Origin of the sequence: Flagellimonas zhangzhouensis (assembly GCF_900102925.1) — a bacterium.
Taxonomy (GTDB): Bacteria; Bacteroidota; Bacteroidia; order Flavobacteriales; family Flavobacteriaceae; genus Flagellimonas; species Flagellimonas zhangzhouensis.
Window position 1 is genome coordinate 1,258,757 of the sequence record NZ_FNKI01000001.1, and the last position, 19,359, is coordinate 1,278,115.

Sequence of the window (19,359 nt, forward strand, 5' to 3'; positions counted from 1 at the left end):
CTGGCCTATGGTGTAATTGGTAACACAGCTGATTTTGGTTCAGTCGTTCAAGGTTCGAGTCCTTGTAGGCCAACAGAAAGCCCTCTTAAACACGTTTTAAGGGGGTTTGTTTTTTTGTGTCTACTCCAGGTGTTCAAAATTATTCCATAACTACATTCTAAGTTGTTCCTAATTAGGTAATCATTTTAAAATGATTGAATTAAGTCTTGATTGTGTTCGCTTAAGAGCCAAAAATTAAATACCTTTAATAGGTATAATTCAATCTCTTTCAGTTATGCGGCGTTCTGAAATCAATTGGCATGTTAAGTGGCCCAATTCAATTAAAAAAGCTTGTTTCTTTTTATTTCTAATTGTAGGAGCTCCCACGCAAGCACAGGATTTTAATTTCAAGGATTATTTGGTGTTGGGAGTTGAGTATGCCGAAGACTTGACATCCATTTATTTGGAGCCTTTGAACGAAGGTTTGATGTATGCCTTGACTGGTGGCTGGAACAATGATGCTCAAGTACTCAATGAATGGCAAGTGCAATTATCCCTTGTGACCAATGGTTCTTTTGTTCCCAATGATAAATTATCCCGAACCATTAATATTGGTGATTATGAAAATTTGTCGGTGTTGGGAGGAGGAAATCAAGTTGAGATTCCAACTATTTTAGGCAGCACCAATTCCAATGTCACATTTGTGGCCACGGTGGAGGGAGAGGAGTATCAGTTTGATGCACCGACAGGTATTGGTTTGTTTTCCACCAATTGGTTGCCTGCTCCCTTATTGCAGGGAAGTGTTGGTCTACCAATGCATTTTGAAGCAAGTTTCAGGTATTTTCCCAAACTAAATATTGATGATGCAGCATTTGGAGTGATTGGTTTTGGTCTCAAAAATCAAATCACCGAGCATTTTGAAGGAGGGAAATCCTTGCCTGTGGCAATTTCGTTGTTTGGGGCCTTTACCCGATTGGATGCCAAATACGATTTTCAAGCCAATGGATTTATTACAGGTAGCGACCAACATGTGGATGGATATTTGAATACCTTTTTGTTTGAAACATTGATTTCCACCAAAAACCCCGTTTGGAATCTCTATGGAAGTATTGGGTATATCACAGGGAAATCTAATTACGAGCTTAAAGGGGTTTATGTGATAGAAACCCAGAACAATACTTTAGAGTTTGTAGATCCTTTTGATGTACAGACCAAGATTTCTGGGCTAAGAGGTTCCTTAGGTGGCAAGGTGAATATCAATTGGTTCAGTATTAATCTGGATTACACTTTGCAAGGGTATAACAACCTTTCTTTGGGCTTGAATTTTATGTTGAACGGAGGGAACAGCAATTGATTGCAAGTTAACTTTTGATTTTCGGCACATAAAGAGCAATATCTGCCGCTCTGCCTTCAATATCCATGGTGCCCAATGAAGTAAATGAAATGTCCTTTGTTTTGGTCAATTGGTTGACCAAATCATCTGAAACAATCAGTTCTTCATCAAATTTTTTACAGAGCTTTTGAATGCGGGCGGTAACGTTCAACACATCGCCTGTAAAAAATATTTCTTTTTTTAAAGCACCAATTTCACCAGTGGTTACTTCACCTAAATGCAAACCAGCTCTAAATGCAGGTTGTACTCCGTAGGTTTTTTCAAAGTAAGAAGCCTTTTTTGTCAAGCTTTGCTTCATGGCATAAAAACAGCGGATGCAGTTTGCATGGTTTAGACCATCCTCCTTTTTCCAAGTGATTACAATTTCATCCCCAACATATTGGTACACCTCTCCTTCATATTGAATAATGGCATTTGACAATTGATTGTAATAGTCACTCAAAAACCGAAAATAAACAGTGTGACCCAATTGCTCTGCAAGTGAAGTGGAGGATTGCATATCCAAAAACATAAAAACCCTCGACTCATTTTTAGGTTGATGGTATTTGCCCGAAAAGAAATTTAGGAGCACATTGTGTCCCAAATGTTCGCTAAAACCTGAATACAATAACGAAACAAAAATGCTAAAGGCTAACGAAACCATGGTGCTCAAAAAGGTAAGGCTCACAATATAATGGGAGAACTTTTCCCAAACACCTTCGCTTAAAACGGAATCGCCTAATTCAATACTTGCGGCAATGGGATAGGTGATAAGGTTGATCACCAGCATGAACAACAAGTAAAATCCCATTTTGTAAAGGATCTTAATGCTGAAGCTTTTCGATTTAAACCGCTTTCCCAACCAAAGTACCTCCACGGCTCCCATAGTGATACCCACAAGAAATACAGCAGTAGAGGCGAATATTAAAACAGTCCAAGTAACAGTAATATCCGTATCGGGCCTATGGTTTTCGTATTCATTGGCCATGGATTCAATTAAGAGTATAAACCAACTCAATGCCAACCAAATAACCCCAAAGGGTAAAATCCGTTTTATATAGTATTTGGTCTTGGGGTTTTTAAACAGACGCATGCTGTAAAGTAAAATGATTTTGTTGAGGTGCAGAAGTTTATGCTTGTTTAAATCCAAAGTAAGCTATATCAATTTAGCGATATTTATGAAGAGAGCAGGGTCTTAAAATAGTAATTTAGTGCAGTTGCAGTTTCAAAAGTTTCATTTTCAAGGATTTGAAATGGTGGTTGCAACGGCAAACAAACAAGCACATAAAATACTATTCAAACTAAAGAACGATGGCGGAGGTTAATTACGCGCAGGAATTTAAGCGGTCCATCAAAGATCCAGAGAACTTTTGGATGGACCAAGCTTCGAACATTAGTTGGTTTCAAAAACCACAACGAGCACTTACCAAAGATCAAAATGGATTTTACCGCTGGTTTAAAGGAGGTAAACTAAATACGTGCTATTTGGCACTAGATGTTCACATAGAAAATGGTCGGGGAGAAGACATAGCATTGATTTACGATTCGCCTGTTACGCAATCGATTGAGAAATATACCTATCTGGAACTTCGAGATCAAGTAAGCAGACTGGCTGGAGGAATGAAACGGTTGGGGGTTGAAAAGGGCGATACGGTCATTATATATATGCCCATGATACCCCAAGCCGTCATTTCCATGTTGGCCTGTGCCCGTTTGGGAGCGGTACACTCCGTGGTTTTTGGTGGTTTTGCCCCACATGAATTGGCCATTCGAATAGATGATGCCAAGCCGAAATTGATCATCACGGCCACTTCGGGAATTGAGGTAGATCGAATTATTCCATACAAACCCATGGTGGACGAAGCCATTGCCAAGTCAACCCATAAACCAGATCATGTAATTGTCTACAACCGTAGGATGGGGGCAGTTCGTCCTGATCAAGAAAACGACATCGACTATGCAACTTTAATGAAGATTGCCGACCCTGTTCGTTGCATTGAGGTAGATGCCACAGACCCATTATATATTTTGTACACCTCAGGAACTACAGGAAAACCCAAAGGGATTATTCGGGACAATGGAGGTCATGCCGTAGCCATGCATTACAGTATGAAACACGTCTATGGTGTCAACCCAAGAGAGGTGTTCTGGGCAGCCAGTGATGTTGGATGGGTGGTAGGTCATAGTTATATCGTGTATGCTCCTTTGGTTTATGGTTGCACAACGGTTTTGTTTGAAGGTAAACCTGTTCGTACGCCAGATGCCTCCACTTTTTGGAGAGTAATCAGTGACCATGAGGTGGATGTGATGTTCACGGCGCCAACAGCCATCAGGGCCATTAAAAAAGAAGACCCCGAAGGGGAATTCATCAAACAATTTGATATGAGCCGATTGCGTTATTTGTTTTTAGCAGGCGAGCGTTGTGATGTTTCCACTTTGAATTGGGCAGGAGAAAAATTAAATGTTCCCGTTATCGATCATTGGTGGCAAACCGAAACAGGATGGCCTATTGTGGCCAACATGATGGGCTTCAATGAACATTTTGATGTAAAACCAGGCTCAGCAACCCAAGCTGTATGTGGTTATGATGTGCAAATTTTGCGGGAAGATGGAAGTGAAGCAGAAAGAGGAGAGGAAGGCTATGTGACTGTAAAATTGCCATTGCCCCCAGGTACTTTGCCCAATTTATGGGGAGATACCGAACGTTTCATAAAAGGATACCTAAATAAATTTGATGGTTATTATTTCTCTGGTGATGGGGGATATATCGATGAAGATGGTTATGTGTTCATTACGGGTAGGGTAGATGATATCATTAATGTGGCAGGACACCGTTTGTCTACTGCAGAAATGGAAGAGGTGGTTGCCAAACATCCCGATGTTGCCGAATGTTGTGTGGTTGGAATTGAAGATGACCTAAAAGGTCAGATTCCGTTGGCCATTGCAGTATTAAAAGCAGGGGCATGTATAGAGAGTTTTCAATTGCAATCGGAAGTAGTGGGCGATGTCCGTAAAGAAATCGGTCCAGTGGCCTCTTTGAAAAAAGTATTGATTGCGGAACGATTGCCCAAAACTAGATCAGGCAAAATATTACGAAAAGTAATAAGGGCCATTGCCGATGGAAAAGAATTCACCGTACCATCAACTATTGATGATCCAGAAATATTAAATGAAATCGAAAAGTTGTTTCAAGACCAAATGGTGGGTTCGTTCGAGAAAAAAGTGAAACAATCCAATTAAGATTCGCTTCTAATTTTTGTTCACTCGGTACGTAACACCTCGGTTGGTAACTACACTGCCTGATTTAACGGTTAAAGTAGCTGCGTCAGAGGTAATAGGTGTGTTGCAAGATGACCCTACATTGGACACCAAAACTCGGAATAGATAGCCATTCTTGTTCATATCTGGTGTGATTACGGTCAAGTTTTCTGTTTGGGTTCCTGAATAGGCACTTCCGTCAGAAATATTGGAATAATTGGCTCCATTATCCATACTCACCTGCCATTGAAAAGTATCAGCATTAGATGAAGTGATGAAAAAAGTACCATTGGTCCCTTTGAAAGTTTCTTGATCTTGAGGCTGCAATACTACCGAAGGAGCTCCATTAACGGTTACATCCACACTTTTGGTATTGCTAATGGTGCCATCGGAAATGGTTACGGTATAGGTGTAAGAACCTTCAATTAATCCAGTTATTATTGGATTTTCACTGGAAGAACTATAACTATAGCCAGATGGTCCAGTTGCGGACCAACTATAAGTTGCGCTTGAGGAACCAGCCCCAGAAGGATTGCTATAAAGGTTCAAGGTTTCACCTTCACAAATTGGGCCGTTCGATGTTGGGTTCACCGCTATGGTTCCGCCTGAATCGTTTATGTCTTGAAAGCTGTAAATCCCACTTCCATTACCATTACAAGTTGAATAGGTGGTACTTCCGATAATTAATCGTTTTGAAGCGCTACAAGGGTTGTCGGTAGCAAGTGTTCCTCCTGAATTTACGACAAATGCTGCCCCAGAAGGAAGGGAAAAGTCTTTGTTTGCAGTCCATTCAACCAAACCTCCATTTTCAATTGTCACTAATTCGGTTTGCAGGCTAGAGGTATTTCCAATATAGAAATTATCGGTTGCTCCAGTTCCATCACCCACTGTAAGGGAATTAAGGGTGTTCGAAATATTAGAGGTTAAGGTCACGCTGTAACCACCTTGAATGTAAACATCGTTGGTTCCTGTTGACTGACCTGGATAACCAGTTGCGGATACCCAACTAGTGCCATTATAAACTTGCCAAATAGAAGTGTTGGTCCAATTTCCAGATGCAATGGATCTATAGTCGCCAACAGATTGGGCGCTTACTGCTTTTGATGCGAAAACGGAGATGGTAATGAAAAACAAAAACCGTATTACGCTTAATGGGATAATCTTCATATGATAACCTAGAGGTTGACTGGAAAGTCCAGCCAAAAAATCTAACCCCCTAGCTAAATAAAAACGGCTCGGGTCCTAAAAAATTGTTTGTTTGACAATCAATTTTGGAAGAGCATTCTGAAGGATTTAGTTTTTGTTCACACGAAAGGTAATACCGCGGTTGGTAATCACTCGTCCAGATTTAACGGTTAAGGTTGCCTCGTCAGATGTTAATGCGGAACAACTGCCCGAACTATTGGAAACCAAGACACGGAAAATATATCCATTTTTGTTGGTGTCGGGTTGAGAAATGCTCAAGCTTGCCGTTTGGGTTCCTGTGTATTCTCCTCCGTCCACAATTGTGGCAAAGTTGCTTCCACCATCGGTACTCACTTCCCATTGGTAGGTGTCCACATTTGACGCGGAAACCGAAAAAGTCCCATTGTTTCCAACAATCACTGTTTGATCCGTCGGTTGGGATGAAATTGTGAAAGGTGAAACAGTAATGGTTTGTTCTACATCAAAAGTGTTTCCTGAATCGTCTGTAATCCTATAAGTTCTTGTAATAATTTCTGGGTTTGAACCTCCATCACTTACATCACTTACAAAAGTTACGGTTGGATCGGCATCACAATTATCAGCTTCATTCGTAATAACGGTTACATCTGCAGCTGGAATATCGTCAGAACAATAAACTGTAATAGGTGCAGGGGCACTTGCCGTTGGAGCAATTGTATCAACGGTGATGTTGGTTGTTGCCGCCAAGTTAGGATAAGGTGGATCCCCAGCCATTCCGCCATATTCTACCAAATACCCTTTGGGTTGGTAATCTCCACTTGCAGCTCCTGTATTGGAAAGATCGTTCCAAGAACCTGGCAAACCAACACCTGGTGCTGTAATATGAGCATAGTCTTCATCGCCTGATTGGTTGGGTTCTCCTGAATTCCAGAATTCATAGGCGTAAGCTGTACCTCCTGCGTTCCCTCTCCAGAATAGAGTTCCAGCTTCAGGTCCAGTTACCCAGTACCAATCTCCTTCGGTAGTGGCATCACTTGCTCCAATCCAACCAGCTCCAGGAGCTTGGGAACCCAATAAATCAGATTCATCTTGAATGGAAATAGTGGCCAAATACCCTTGAAGACCGTAAAATGTTCTTAATTCTGCCGCAGCTTTAGCTGAGGTCCATGTAATTCCTAGTGCAGGTACATATTCATAGTAGTGACCAGTAGATTCCAAATAATTGGCTTCGTTCAATACGATTGAGAAAGTTCTTGTGTCTCCTGAAGTTACTGTTGCTGTGGTTTGGAATTCAACCGCGGCGATTGCAGTTTCGAATTCAGCCAAGGTAGCGGGGCCAGTTAGTGTTAGTTTCCCTTCTGAAGTATCCCAACTTGCCGTGATATTTGGATGGGTTCCTGTTAAACTCAAAAGATCGCCCGATACATCATAATTCGAAGAAATTTGGATATAAACCGCGTCCAAAGTACTGCTGTCGGCATCGGTTATGGAAACACTTTCGGCAATTGCAATGGTGGAACCAGGGCAAAATACTTGGTCACCTGTGGCGGTAATCGATGGTGGGTCGTTATCGTCCACCGTGTCATCCCTAAAGTCAAGGTCGCCACCAGAGTTTACGTCACCGTCAGAATCGGGTAGCATTAAAGAGCCACCGTTTGTGTTCAACGGGTTGTCTATGGTTCCTCCAGGGTCGGAATATCCTGTGGAGGTATCCGTAGCATTATCCAATCCGTCACTATCACTATCGGATCCTGAAAGCGTAAGTGCTGCTTCCGTTGTATCAGAAGTGCCATCATCGTCACTATCGGTGTCCATAAAATCTGGAGTTCCATCTCCGTCAGTATCAATAGGGGAAATACCATTACTTTCATAGGCATCATCCAAACCGTTATTGTTGGCGTCGACTCCAGAAGGAGCAACATAGCCTAAAGATGTTTGGGCTTCTACATTGTCGGGTATGCCATCGCCATCACTATCCAAATCTTGATAATTGGGAATTCCATCACCATCAGTATCTACGGTAGAGCAATCCACGGTGCCCCCATAACTGGCACCATGTACACGTGCCCCAAGTTGGTAAGCTTCAACCCTAAAGGATTGGAAATTACTGGAAGATACGTTAAAGGTAATTTCTGTTATGGAACCAGAAGGTATTGCGTTAGCACTGGCAATCCATCCTCCACCAGAATTTTGTATTTGCATATCTGACGTAGAAACAGCGGGATCCGCACTTAAGAAAACACTCACTGTTGTTCCTATTGGAATTACTTGGGCAAACTGAAATAAAATAATAGATGACCCTGAATAGGTATAAACAGGGTTAGAGGCATATGTGGTACCTGGGTCTCCCTCCGCATTGGAAGTGTTGCTGAAATTTTGAACATTGGTCGCGGTTTGTACAAAATTTCCACCTAATCCACCACATTCATCAACATCCAAAATGCCATCATTATCGTCATCTATATCTGTTACATCGTCCACGCCATCACCATCAAGGTCAGCACTTGCCACACTACAGTTGGAATATAATTTTGAAAATGGAATATTTTGTTTGCTTATAGATGGTCCTTGGTAGGAAACGGAAAGGTTTTCTCCTCCCCCGTTCTCAAAGAACAAGACAGTGATGTCATGTAGGCCAGAAGTAAGGGTAATAGAACCTGATCTTTCTTGTGATCCGTGAGCTCCATCATTATCCACTACTTGAGTCCCATCAATATATAATTTGGAACCATCGTCGGATGTGGTGTAAAAAGTATATGATCCTTGGGTATCTATTTGGATGTAGCCAGTATATCGAATACTAAAATTATCCGTGTCTCCTGGGTCTTCCTGATTTTGAAGGGTTCCAACATTAAAGGTTGAAATAGTTCCAGATCCTAGATATCCAGCAGTAGGAATATTGTCGGTTGTGCTTCCAGAAGGAGAGCTGTCATAAAACTCAAAGTCAACTTCTCCATTACAAAAGTCTGTTGAGCCCTGTACTAAAATGTTATCTATATAATAATATTCGTTGCTTGCAGTGTTGTAAAACCGAATTCTAATTTCTAAAGTGTTTCCTGTTGAAGGTAGATTAACGGTGTATGAGGAATCCAAAGGGTCTGATGGGTTGGAATCGCCAGATGCATTTTCAAATTCAATCCAGGAACCACCATCTACTCTGTATTCACCTATAAAATAATCTGAACCCGCTTCAAACTGGTTGGTCGCAGATTGGGTAGCTACATCAAGGCTGAAATTTACAGTGTGGTAGCCATAAATATTGATTGGGTTGGTTTGCCAAATACCCTCAGTGCCTAGGTTGTTGGCTTCAATACGATTTCCTTGTACCCAAACATTACCAGTTAAGGTTGTTGTCCAATTGGATGCAGATGATCCAGATGCAGTTCCATTTTCCGTATTATTCGCATAACTAGAAAAATCCTCGCTCCAAAGCGTGGTTTGTGAATAGGAAAGTGATGTCCCCAATAGCAAGATTATCACTATAGGTATCCATCTCTTTAAAAAATCTATGGGTTTTATGTTGGTTGAGGTTGTGCCCATTTGCTCTTGATGATTTGGGCGCAAAAGTTAAACAGGACTATTAAGCCTCAAAATATTTGTTGCGAAACTGGACTAAACCACTGCCAATGGTTCACTTTTATGATAAAGTGTGTTCGCATGTAGGAATTTGTAGTCCTTTTTCAGGGTGAGGGTGGATTCGGAAAAAGTAAATCCTTGATAAATAATAATTAACCATTTTTTAAAAAAGGGATAGGTTGTGTAGACTATATAATTTGTCGTATATTTGCACCACTGAACGGATATAAAAGTATTCATGAGGGGACCTTGAGTCCCCTCTTTTATTACTGATTTCTTATGTTGAAGGAAAAAGTGGAATCCTTGTTGAACAAGGCGTTGGAAGAAAATCCTTCCTTGTTTTTGATAGATTTTACCGTAGGAGGTGATAACACAATCAGAGTTATTTTGGATGGTGACAATGGGGTGAACCTTCAGGATTGCATGAACGTGAGCCGTGCCATTGAGCATAACTTGGATAGGGAAGATGAAGATTTTTCGTTGGAAGTGACCTCTGCGGGAGCTACTTCTCCATTGGAATTGCCCCGTCAGTACAAAAAGAATATTGGAAGAAAATTAAAGGTGAGAACCAGCTCCGAAGAAGTGGAGGGAAAACTGGTGGAAACCTCCGAAGACCATATTACCTTGGAGTGGAAAGCACGTGAGCCAAAACCCGTGGGTAAAGGTAAAGTTACAGTACAGAAAAAACAGCAAATTGCCTTTTCTGACATCAAAGAAGCAAAAGTTATTTTAAATTTTTAATTGTAGTAGAAAATGGAAAACCTAGCGCTCATCGAATCCTTTTCGGAATTTAAGGACGATAAGTTTATTGACAGGGTGACCCTTATGGCCATTTTGGAAGAAGTCTTCCGTAGTGCGCTAAAGAAGAAATTTGGTTCTGACGACAATTTTGATATTATTATCAACCCCGACAAAGGGGATTTGGAAATATGGAGAAACCGTGTGGTTGTAGAAGATGGTGAGGTAGAGGATCCTAATGAGGAAATTTCATTGACCGAAGCACGTAAGATTGAGCCGGATTTTGAAGTGGGTGAAGATGTTTCCGAAGAGGTGAAATTGATTGACCTTGGTAGAAGGGCGATTTTGGCCTTGCGTCAAAATTTGATCTCTAAAATTCATGAGCACGACAACACTACAATTTACAAGCAATTTAAAGACCTCGAAGGTGAGATTTACACTGCAGAGGTTCATCATATTCGTCACAAGGCAGTAATTTTGTTGGATGACGAAGGAAACGAGATTATTCTTCCAAAGGAAAAGCAGATTCCTTCTGACTTCTTCCGCAAAGGAGACAACGTTCGTGGAATTATCGAGAGCGTAGAGCTAAAAGGAAACAAGCCAGCCATTATCATGTCCAGAACATCCCCAATTTTCTTGGAACAATTGTTCTTCCAGGAAATTCCAGAGGTGTTCGATGGTTTGATCACCATTAAAAAGGCAGTGCGTATTCCTGGTGAAAAAGCCAAGGTTGCGGTAGATTCTTACGATGATAGAATTGATCCTGTTGGTGCCTGTGTGGGTATGAAAGGATCAAGGATCCACGGAATTGTTAGGGAATTGGGCAATGAGAACATCGATGTGATCAACTGGACCAATAACCCACAATTAATGGTGACACGTGCGTTGAGCCCGGCAAGAGTTTCTTCTGTAAAGTTGAACGACGAGAAGAAAACAGCTCAAGTTTACCTTAAGCCAGAGGAAGTTTCCAAAGCCATTGGTAGAGGTGGGCACAACATTCGATTGGCTGGTCAATTAACTGGTTATGAGATTGATGTATTCCGTGAAGGTGTTGAGGAAGATGTGGAATTGACCGAGTTTTCAGATGAAATCGAAGGCTGGGTGATTGAGGAATTCAAAAAGATTGGTTTGGATACCGCACGTAGCGTTTTAGAGCATGACGTTAACGATTTGGTGAAGCGAACCGATTTGGAAGAGGAAACAATCCTTGATGTGATTCGAATCCTCAAGGAAGAATTTGAAGATTAGACTTATATTAGCAGCGAATTTTTAGGGAAGTAAAACAATTTATGGCAGGAAATCCAACAATACGACTTAATAAAGTTCTTAGGGAATTGAACATTTCATTGGATAGGGCAGTAGACTATCTCTCCTCAGAGGGGCACGAGATAGAGGCACGTCCTACCACAAAAATAACAGATGAGGTGTATCAAGTGCTGTTGGACGAATTCCAAACGGATAAGAGCAAAAAAGTAGCCTCCAAGGAAGTTGGTGAGGAAAAGCGTAAGGAGAAGGAAGCTATTCGTATCCAAATGGAACAAGAGTTGGAAGAGAAAAGAATAGCCAGGGAAAAAAGAGAAGCTGCGCAGCAGGTGATCAAGGCTAAGGCGGAACTTTCTGGACCAAAAACCGTTGGTAAAATCGATTTGGACAAAAAGCCGGGCGAAACGAAAGCTGAAGAGCCAAAAGCAGAAGAGCCCAAGGTGGCAGAAGCACAATCTCCTGTTCAAAAAGAAGAAGCTCCAAAAACTGAAGCTCCCAAAAAAGAAGTTGCTGAGCCTGTGGCGAAGAAAGAAGAAGCTTCGCCTGTTGCCAAAAAAGATGAAGCTGCACCTGTAACCAAGGAAGAGGCAACTGAAAAACAGGAAGAGCCGAAAGGTGAAGAGGAGTCTGGTACCATCAAAACCAAATACCAAAAACTTTCTGGTCCTAAAATCACAGGGGATAAAATTGACCTTTCCCAGTTCAATAAACCAAAGAAGAAAAAAGAGGATGCAAAGTCCAACGCTTCAGCGGGGAATGCAGACCGAAAGAAAAGAAGAAAGAGAATTGTTAAGAATGGTCCACAGCCTGGTGGCGGTGGCCCTCGAGGCAATAACAATAGAGGAGGTAATCAACGTGGCAAAGGTCAGCGCACCAATGTTCCAAAAGTTGAGCCTACCGAAGAAGAAGTACAAAAACAAGTAAGGGAGACCTTGGAGAAACTCCAAGGGAAATCCAGCAAAGGCAAAGGGGCCAAATATAGGAGAGAGAAAAGAGATCAGCACCGTCAACAAACGGAAAAAGATCTTGAACAACAGGAATTGGAAAGCAAAATCCTTAAGGTTACAGAGTTTGTAACCGTAAACGAGGTTGCAACCATGATGAATGTGTCTTCTACCCAGATTATTTCTGCCTGTATGTCGTTGGGAATCATGGTGACCATGAACCAGCGTTTGGATGCGGAAACTCTTTCCATCGTAGCTGATGAATTTGGTTATGAAGTGGAGTTTGTAACGGCAGAAATCGAAGAATCCATCGAAGAGGAAACCGATGCACCGGAAGATTTGAAGCCAAGAGCGCCGATCGTTACGGTTATGGGTCACGTTGACCACGGTAAAACATCTTTGTTGGATTATGTTCGTGAAGAAAACGTAATCGCAGGTGAAAGTGGGGGGATTACCCAGCACATTGGAGCTTACGGTGTTTCCTTACCGGATGGACAAAAAATTACTTTCTTGGATACACCAGGTCACGAGGCGTTTACCGCTATGCGTGCAAGGGGTGCCCAAGTAACGGATATCGCAATTATTGTAATTGCTGCGGATGATGATATTATGCCGCAAACCAAAGAAGCTATCAGTCACGCGCAAGCTGCGGGTGTGCCAATCATATTTGCCATCAACAAGGTGGATAAGCCTACTGCCAACCCTGACAAGATCAAGGAAGGTTTGGCTCAAATGAACCTTTTGGTTGAAGATTGGGGTGGTAAAATCCAATCCCATGATATTTCTGCCAAAACAGGTCAAGGAGTTAATGAGTTGTTGGAAAAAGTATTGTTGGAAGCTGAGTTATTGGAATTGAAAGCCAATCCAGATAAATTGGCCAATGGTACAGTTGTGGAAGCTTTCTTGGATAAAGGTAGAGGATATGTTTCCACTATTTTGGTTCAAGCAGGTACACTTCGTATTGGAGATTATGTGTTGGCAGGAACATGTAGTGGTAAGGTAAAAGCCATGCAAGATGAGCGTGGAAAAGATATTAAAGAAGCAGGGCCTTCAACTCCAATCTCTATTTTAGGTTTGGATGGAGCGCCGCAGGCAGGTGATCGATTCCACGTATTGGAAGATGAGCGTGAAGCGAAGCAAATTGCCGCCAAGCGTTCACAGCTTCAACGTGAGCAATCGGTAAGAACGCAGCGTCATATTACACTTGATGAAATTGGACGTAGAATTGCGTTGGGTGATTTCCAAGAATTGAACATTATCCTTAAAGGTGATGTGGATGGTTCTGTGGAAGCGTTGACCGATTCATTCCAGAAACTGTCTACCGACGAAATTCAAGTGAACATTATCCACAAAGGAGTTGGTGCCATTACCGAATCTGATGTGTTGTTGGCAAGTGCCTCCGATGCGATTATTATCGGATTTAACGTAAGACCAATGGGTAATGCTAGAATGATTGCTGATAAGGAAGAAATCGACATTAGAACATATTCCATTATCTACGCTGCGATCAACGACCTTAAAGATGCGATGGAAGGAATGCTTTCACCAGAAATTAAGGAGGAAGTTACTGGTAATGCCGAAATCAGGGAAACCTTTAAGATTTCTAAAATCGGAACCATTGCAGGTTGTATGGTAACCAGCGGAAAAATCTTCAGAAACTCCCAAATCCGTTTGATCAGGGATGGTGTTGTGATCTTCACTGGAGAATTGGCTTCCTTGAAGCGTTTCAAAGATGATGTTAAAGAAGTATCTAAAGGATACGATTGTGGATTACAGGTGAAAAACTACAACGATGTGCGAGAAGGAGATATCCTTGAAGCCTTCCAAGAAGTTGCAGTGAAGAAGAAATTGTAATCACTACAAATAATATAGAAATAAAAAATCCCGCTAATTGCGGGATTTTTTTATGACTTTTCTTTCGGTTTCACCTCTTTTTCCTTCGGCTTTAAAAGCATCGCATTGGGGTACTTTTTGCGGACTTCCAGATATTTTCGTTCCGCTTCCAGTTTGGTTTTAAAACGACCCAATCTAACTCTGTAGGTGGGTGATTCAAACTCAATTTTAGAATACCAATCTGGAAAATCGATGTCTACCTGATCTTTTAATTCTTGGGCTTTTTCATAGTTGCCAAAACCAACTTGAATTTGGTAAAAGCCAGTATTTGCATGTGCTGTGGTGTACAAATCAACCAATTGGTCAATTTTCCCATCCTGTTGAATGGTCACTTGGCCTTGCTGTGCGGATATTTGGAGGGTTAAACCGAATAGTATTGCAGTAAATACGGTGGTTTTCATTGTGTTCTATTGTTTTAACTTGTTATGCTTGATGCAAATGTAAATTATTAATCACAAAAAGGATTCCGCTATTTTATTTAGAATCTGTATAAATTGTAATTTATGAATACCTTAAGATTTCAAAAATTGCCCGTATGTCTTATTTTTGTCGCCACTCTAGGTAGGGTAAAAAGCTATTGTTCTCAATTTCAATAGAAAGAATCGTGCCATAGATTTCGATAGAAATTTCGTAAATATGAAAAAGGTTTTATACCGCCATCTATTTTCTAAAGTTTTAGGTTTATCTCTCCTATTATCATCCACTTCTTTTTACGCACAGGAAGCAACAGAAGCTGCTGCAGAGCCAACTACCGAAGTTGCTGCTGATGCCGCAGGTGGTGATGCTGTAAAAGGGAAGCAACTTTTCAACCAGAACTGTGCTGCATGTCACGCATTGGATCGTAAAATGACAGGTCCTGCATTGGCTAACGTGGAAACACGTTTGGCAGATGATGAAGGGTTAGATAAAGAATGGATTTATGCTTGGGTTAAAAACAGCCCTGGTGTTATTTCTTCTGGAGATGCCTATGCCAGTAAAATTTATAGCGAGTACAATCAGGCGGCTATGACGCCTTTCCCAACATTGTCCAATCAAGATATCGACGATATTTTGGCCTATACTGCTGCTCCACCTGCTACGCCTGCTGCAACGCCAGCCGCTGCTGGAGGTGCTGCTGCAACAACTGGTGCTAGCTCTGGAATATCAAATGAATTGATTCTTGGTGCATTGGCTTTGATTTTTGGTCTTTTGGTGTTGATGTTGTTCTTGGTGAACAAAACACTTAAAAGAATTGCTGAGGCCAATGGAGTTGTGTTGGAGCAAGAAAGAGAAAAGCGCATGCCAATTTGGAAAGCGTTCATCAAAAACCAATTCTTGGTTTTGGTGACTGTGATTTTCCTATTGCTTTCAGGTGCATACTTCGCTTACGGTTACTTGATGCAAGTGGGTGTTGATCAAGGATACGCTCCTGTTCAGCCAATTCACTTCTCGCACAAAATCCATGCAGGAGACAACAAAGTTGAATGTAAATACTGTCACTCATCCGCAAGGGTTTCCAAAACTTCTGGAATCCCTTCATTGAATGTGTGTATGAACTGTCATAAGTCAATCTACCAATACGCAGGTAACCCAGAAGGTCCATCTGCTGAAGATTTGGCTGCAGGGCATACCAATGACTTCTATACAGGTGAAATCAAGAAATTGTACAAAGCTGTGGGGTGGGATGAGGAAAACCAAAGTTACACAGGTGAGACGCAACCTGTAGAGTGGGTGAGAATCCACAACCTTCCAGATTTCGCATACTTCAACCACTCTCAGCACGTATCTGTTGCTGGAGTAGAGTGTCAAACATGCCACGGACCTGTTGAAGAAATGGAAATTGTTGAGCAATTCGCTCCGTTGACCATGGGATGGTGTATTAACTGTCACCGTGAGACCAACGTGAAAATGGAAGGAAACGAGTACTATGAAGCAATTCACGAAGAGCTTTCCAAAAAGTATGGTGTAGAGGAATTGACCGCTGCCATGATGGGCGGTTTGGAATGTGGTAAGTGTCACTATTAAGAATTAAAAGAAGATAATCTCAGATATATCGTATGGCATCAAACAAAAAATATTGGAAAAGTGAAGCGGAGTTGAATCCGAACGATTCCATTGTTGAGGCGCTAAGAAACAACGAGTTTACAGAACAAATTCCAGTTGATGAGTTTTTAGGTGACAAGCAAAACTTGTCCGAATCTAACACTACCCGTAGGGATTTCTTGAAATATGTTGGTTTTAGTACGGCTGCTGCAACTGTAGCTGCTTGTGAGGGACCAGTGCATAAATCTATTCCTTATGTGGTGCAACCAGAGAATATTGTTCCTGGTGTGGCCAACTACTACGCAACCACGATCGCGGATGGTTTTGATTTTGCCAGCATTTTGGTAAAAACAAGAGAGGGTAGGCCCATCAAAATTGAAAACAATACCGATGCTAAGGTGAATGGAGGAGCTAACGCAAGAGTGCAAGCTTCTGTTCTTTCCTTATATGATAGCAAGAGGGTTCAAGGTCCAAGTGCTAATGGTGAGCCTATCGAGTGGAAAGTGTTGGATGCGACCGTTAAGGCAAAATTGAATGCTTTAAAAGGTTCCAATAAACAAATTGCATTGTTGACTCAGACATACGCGAGTCCATCAACCGCAAAATTGATTGCTGAGTTCAAAGCTGCTTACGGAGAGAATGTAAACCACGTGGTTTATGATGCTATTTCTGAAGATGCTGCTTTGAATGCTTTCGAAAAAGCCTACGGTGAAAGAGCCTTGGCTGATTACGATTTTGAAAAAGCTGATTTGATCGTTTCTTTCGGTGCTGATTTCTTGGGAGATTGGCAAGGTGGAGGTTACGACAGTGGATATGCAAAAGGACGTGTGCCGAAATACGGTAAAATGTCCCGTCATATTCAAATGGAGTCCAATATGTCTTTAACGGGTGCAAATGCTGACAAGCGTTACCCAATGACTCCGACCCAGCAAAAAATTGCCTTGGCAAAATTGTATGGGAAATTGAACGGTAGCAGCGTTGGAGGTGGAACTTCTGATGTGGATGAAGCTGTGGATAAGGTAGCTGCCGAAATCAAGAAAGCTGGAAGCGGTGCCGTTGTGGTATCTGGTTTAAATGATGTGAATGCCCAAACAGTTGTTTTGGCTATCAATAAATTATTGGCGAGTAAGGCATTTGATGCTGAAAAGCCAAAATATGTACGTCAAGGTGATACAGCTAAAGTAGCCAAGTTGGTTGCTGATATGAATGCTGGTCGTGTTGGTGCATTGATTATGGATGGTGTGAACCCAGTGTACACACTTCCAAATTCAGAAGAGTTCGTAACTGGACTTGGGCAAGTAGATTTGTCGGTAAGCTTTGCTTTCAACAATGATGAAACTGCTCAATCCGTTGGTTATGTTGCTGCTGCTTCCCACTATTTGGAATCTTGGGGTGATGCAGAGCTTAAAAAAGGACATTACAGTTTGGCGCAGCCAGCCATTCGCGAGTTGTTTGATACTAGACAGTTTCAAACGGCTTTGTTGACTTGGATGGGCGTTGAAAAAACATATTACGAATACATCAAAGAATCTTGGGGTGCAGATGTACTGCAAGGTGGTTCATGGAACAAAGCTTTGATGGATGGTGTATTTGTAGCGCCAGTTGTTGAAGAAGATACTGAAGTGACTGCTTCTGAAACAGAAGAAGAAACTGAAGTGGCTCCAATCGCTGCTGCGGTTCGTTCTTTGGTGAATGCGACTAGTAGTGGAACTGAATTGGTACTTTATTCTAAAACTGGAATGGGTGACGGTCGTCAGGCCAACAACCCATGGTTGCAAGAATTCCCTGATCCTATTTCCCGTGTTTCTTGGGACAACTATGTAACGGTTTCCAAAGCGGATGCTGAAAGCTGGGGTCTAGAAAATACAATTGAAGCCGATGGTGGTGTAAATGGAAGCTACGTAAACTTGACTGTTGACGGAACGGTATTGGAAAGTGTTCCAGTTATTGTTCAGCCAGGTCAGGCAGTAGGAACTGTTGGACTTTCATTCGGATACGGTAAAAAAGCTGGAATGCAAGCTGAGATGGCTACAGGTGTAAATGCATATACACTTTATAGCAACTTCTCCGATGTGCAAACGGTGTCTGTTGAAAAAGCAGCTGGTGAGCATGAATTTGCTTGTATTCAATCACATAAAACATTAATGGGTAGAGGAGATATCATCAAGGAAACTACCTTGGAGATCTTCAATACCAAAGACCACGCTGAGTGGAACCCAATGCCACACGTTTCATTGGATCACAATGAAATCCCTGTGACTTCCCCAGATGCCGACCTATGGCAAGAATTTGACAGAAGTATTGGGCATCACTTCAATTTATCTATCGACTTGAATGCTTGTACTGGTTGTGGTGCTTGTGTTATTGCTTGTCATGCAGAGAACAATGTTCCTGTTGTAGGTAAAGCGGAAATGCGTCGTTCAAGAGATATGCACTGGTTGCGTATTGATAGATATTACTCTTCAGAAGAAACTTTCGAGCTTGATAACGAGAAGAAAGACGGAATGGAAGGTTTGTTCGGAGATAAAGGTGCTCTTGGAGGATTTGGTGAAATGGAAGATCCATCGGCCAACCCACAAGTAGCATTCCAGCCTGTAATGTGTCAGCACTGTAACCACGCTCCATGTGAGACGGTTTGTCCAGTTGCTGCAACATCCCATGGTAGACAAGGTCAAAACCATATGGCTTACAACCGTTGTGTAGGTACAAGGTATTGTGCAAACAACTGTCCTTACAAAGTACGTAGGTTCAACTGGTTCTTGTACAACAACAATGATGAGTTCGACTTTAACATGAACAACGACTTGGGTAAAATGGTTATCAACCCAGACGTTAACGTTCGTTCAAGAGGGGTTATGGAAAAATGCTCCATGTGTATCCAAATGACTCAAAAAACTATTTTGGATGCCAAGAGAGATGGAAGAGCCATCAAAGATGGAGAGTTCCAGACCGCATGTTCTGCAGCTTGTAGCAGTGGAGCCATGGTATTTGGAGATGTTAACGATCACGACAGCAAAATTGCCGAGTTGAAAGCAGATGATAGAATGTACCATTTATTGGAGCATGTGGGCACAAAACCAAATGTGTTCTATCATGTTAAAGTAAGGAACACCAACGAGGCTTAATCAATAAAAGAAGTAATTAGAAGAT

At 41.7% G+C, this 19,359-nt stretch carries 11 protein-coding genes and 1 tRNA gene; 8 read left to right on the forward strand and 4 right to left on the reverse strand.

Annotated elements, in window-relative coordinates; all coding sequences use genetic code 11:
- Position 1: 1 nt before the first annotated feature.
- Positions 2-73: transfer RNA gene (locus BLQ18_RS05500), tRNA-Gln, on the forward strand.
- Positions 74-274: 201 nt separating this feature from the next.
- Complete coding sequence (locus BLQ18_RS05505) at positions 275-1,333, forward strand: DUF6588 family protein (RefSeq protein ID WP_090293385.1); 1,059 nt, start codon at positions 275-277, stop codon at positions 1,331-1,333.
- A gap of 7 nt (positions 1,334-1,340) precedes the next feature.
- On the opposite strand, the gene BLQ18_RS05510 is transcribed toward BLQ18_RS05505, so the two are convergent.
- Positions 1,341-2,444 carry an adenylate/guanylate cyclase domain-containing protein gene (locus tag BLQ18_RS05510; protein ID WP_090293386.1) on the reverse strand — a complete coding sequence of 368 codons (1,104 nt, stop codon included), beginning with the start codon at positions 2,442-2,444 and terminating at the stop codon, positions 1,341-1,343.
- A 218-nt stretch (positions 2,445-2,662) separates the two neighbouring features.
- Between BLQ18_RS05510 and BLQ18_RS05515 the strand changes: the two genes are divergently transcribed.
- A complete protein-coding gene (locus tag BLQ18_RS05515; RefSeq protein WP_090293387.1) occupies positions 2,663-4,591 on the forward strand; it encodes a propionyl-CoA synthetase in 1,929 nt (642 codons plus the stop codon).
- Between the two features lie 9 nt (positions 4,592-4,600).
- On the opposite strand, the gene BLQ18_RS05520 is transcribed toward BLQ18_RS05515, so the two are convergent.
- Together BLQ18_RS05520 and BLQ18_RS17055 are read right to left on the reverse strand one after the other, a co-directional pair.
- Complete coding sequence (locus BLQ18_RS05520; protein ID WP_090293388.1) at positions 4,601-5,776, reverse strand: hypothetical protein; 1,176 nt, start codon at positions 5,774-5,776, stop codon at positions 4,601-4,603.
- Between the two features lie 126 nt (positions 5,777-5,902).
- Positions 5,903-9,313 carry a PA14 domain-containing protein gene (locus BLQ18_RS17055; protein ID WP_217630567.1) on the reverse strand — a complete coding sequence of 1,137 codons (3,411 nt, stop codon included), beginning with the start codon at positions 9,311-9,313 and terminating at the stop codon, positions 5,903-5,905.
- A 315-nt stretch (positions 9,314-9,628) separates the two neighbouring features.
- Here BLQ18_RS17055 and rimP point away from each other — a divergent pair, with 315 nt between their 5' ends.
- The 3 genes from rimP to infB are packed head-to-tail and all read left to right on the forward strand — an operon-like array spanning position 9,629 to position 14,148.
- Positions 9,629-10,090: a ribosome assembly cofactor RimP gene (gene rimP, locus BLQ18_RS05535; protein ID WP_090293389.1), complete on the forward strand. Its 462-nt coding sequence runs from the start codon at positions 9,629-9,631 to the stop codon at positions 10,088-10,090.
- Positions 10,091-10,102: 12 nt separating this feature from the next.
- Positions 10,103-11,335, forward strand: a complete 1,233-nt coding sequence (gene nusA / locus BLQ18_RS05540; protein ID WP_090293390.1) for a transcription termination factor NusA — start codon at positions 10,103-10,105, stop codon at positions 11,333-11,335.
- A gap of 41 nt (positions 11,336-11,376) precedes the next feature.
- Entirely contained in the window at positions 11,377-14,148 is a 2,772-nt protein-coding gene (gene infB, locus BLQ18_RS05545; protein WP_090293391.1) for a translation initiation factor IF-2, read from the forward strand.
- A gap of 50 nt (positions 14,149-14,198) precedes the next feature.
- On the opposite strand, the gene BLQ18_RS05550 is transcribed toward infB, so the two are convergent.
- Entirely contained in the window at positions 14,199-14,588 is a 390-nt protein-coding gene (locus BLQ18_RS05550; RefSeq protein ID WP_090293392.1) for an SPOR domain-containing protein, read from the reverse strand.
- Positions 14,589-14,823: 235 nt separating this feature from the next.
- Between BLQ18_RS05550 and BLQ18_RS05555 the strand changes: the two genes are divergently transcribed.
- Entirely contained in the window at positions 14,824-16,191 is a 1,368-nt protein-coding gene (locus BLQ18_RS05555) for a cytochrome c3 family protein (protein WP_090293393.1), read from the forward strand.
- A gap of 32 nt (positions 16,192-16,223) precedes the next feature.
- Complete coding sequence (locus BLQ18_RS05560) at positions 16,224-19,334, forward strand: TAT-variant-translocated molybdopterin oxidoreductase (RefSeq protein ID WP_090293394.1); 3,111 nt, start codon at positions 16,224-16,226, stop codon at positions 19,332-19,334.
- Positions 19,335-19,359 lie beyond the last annotated feature (25 nt).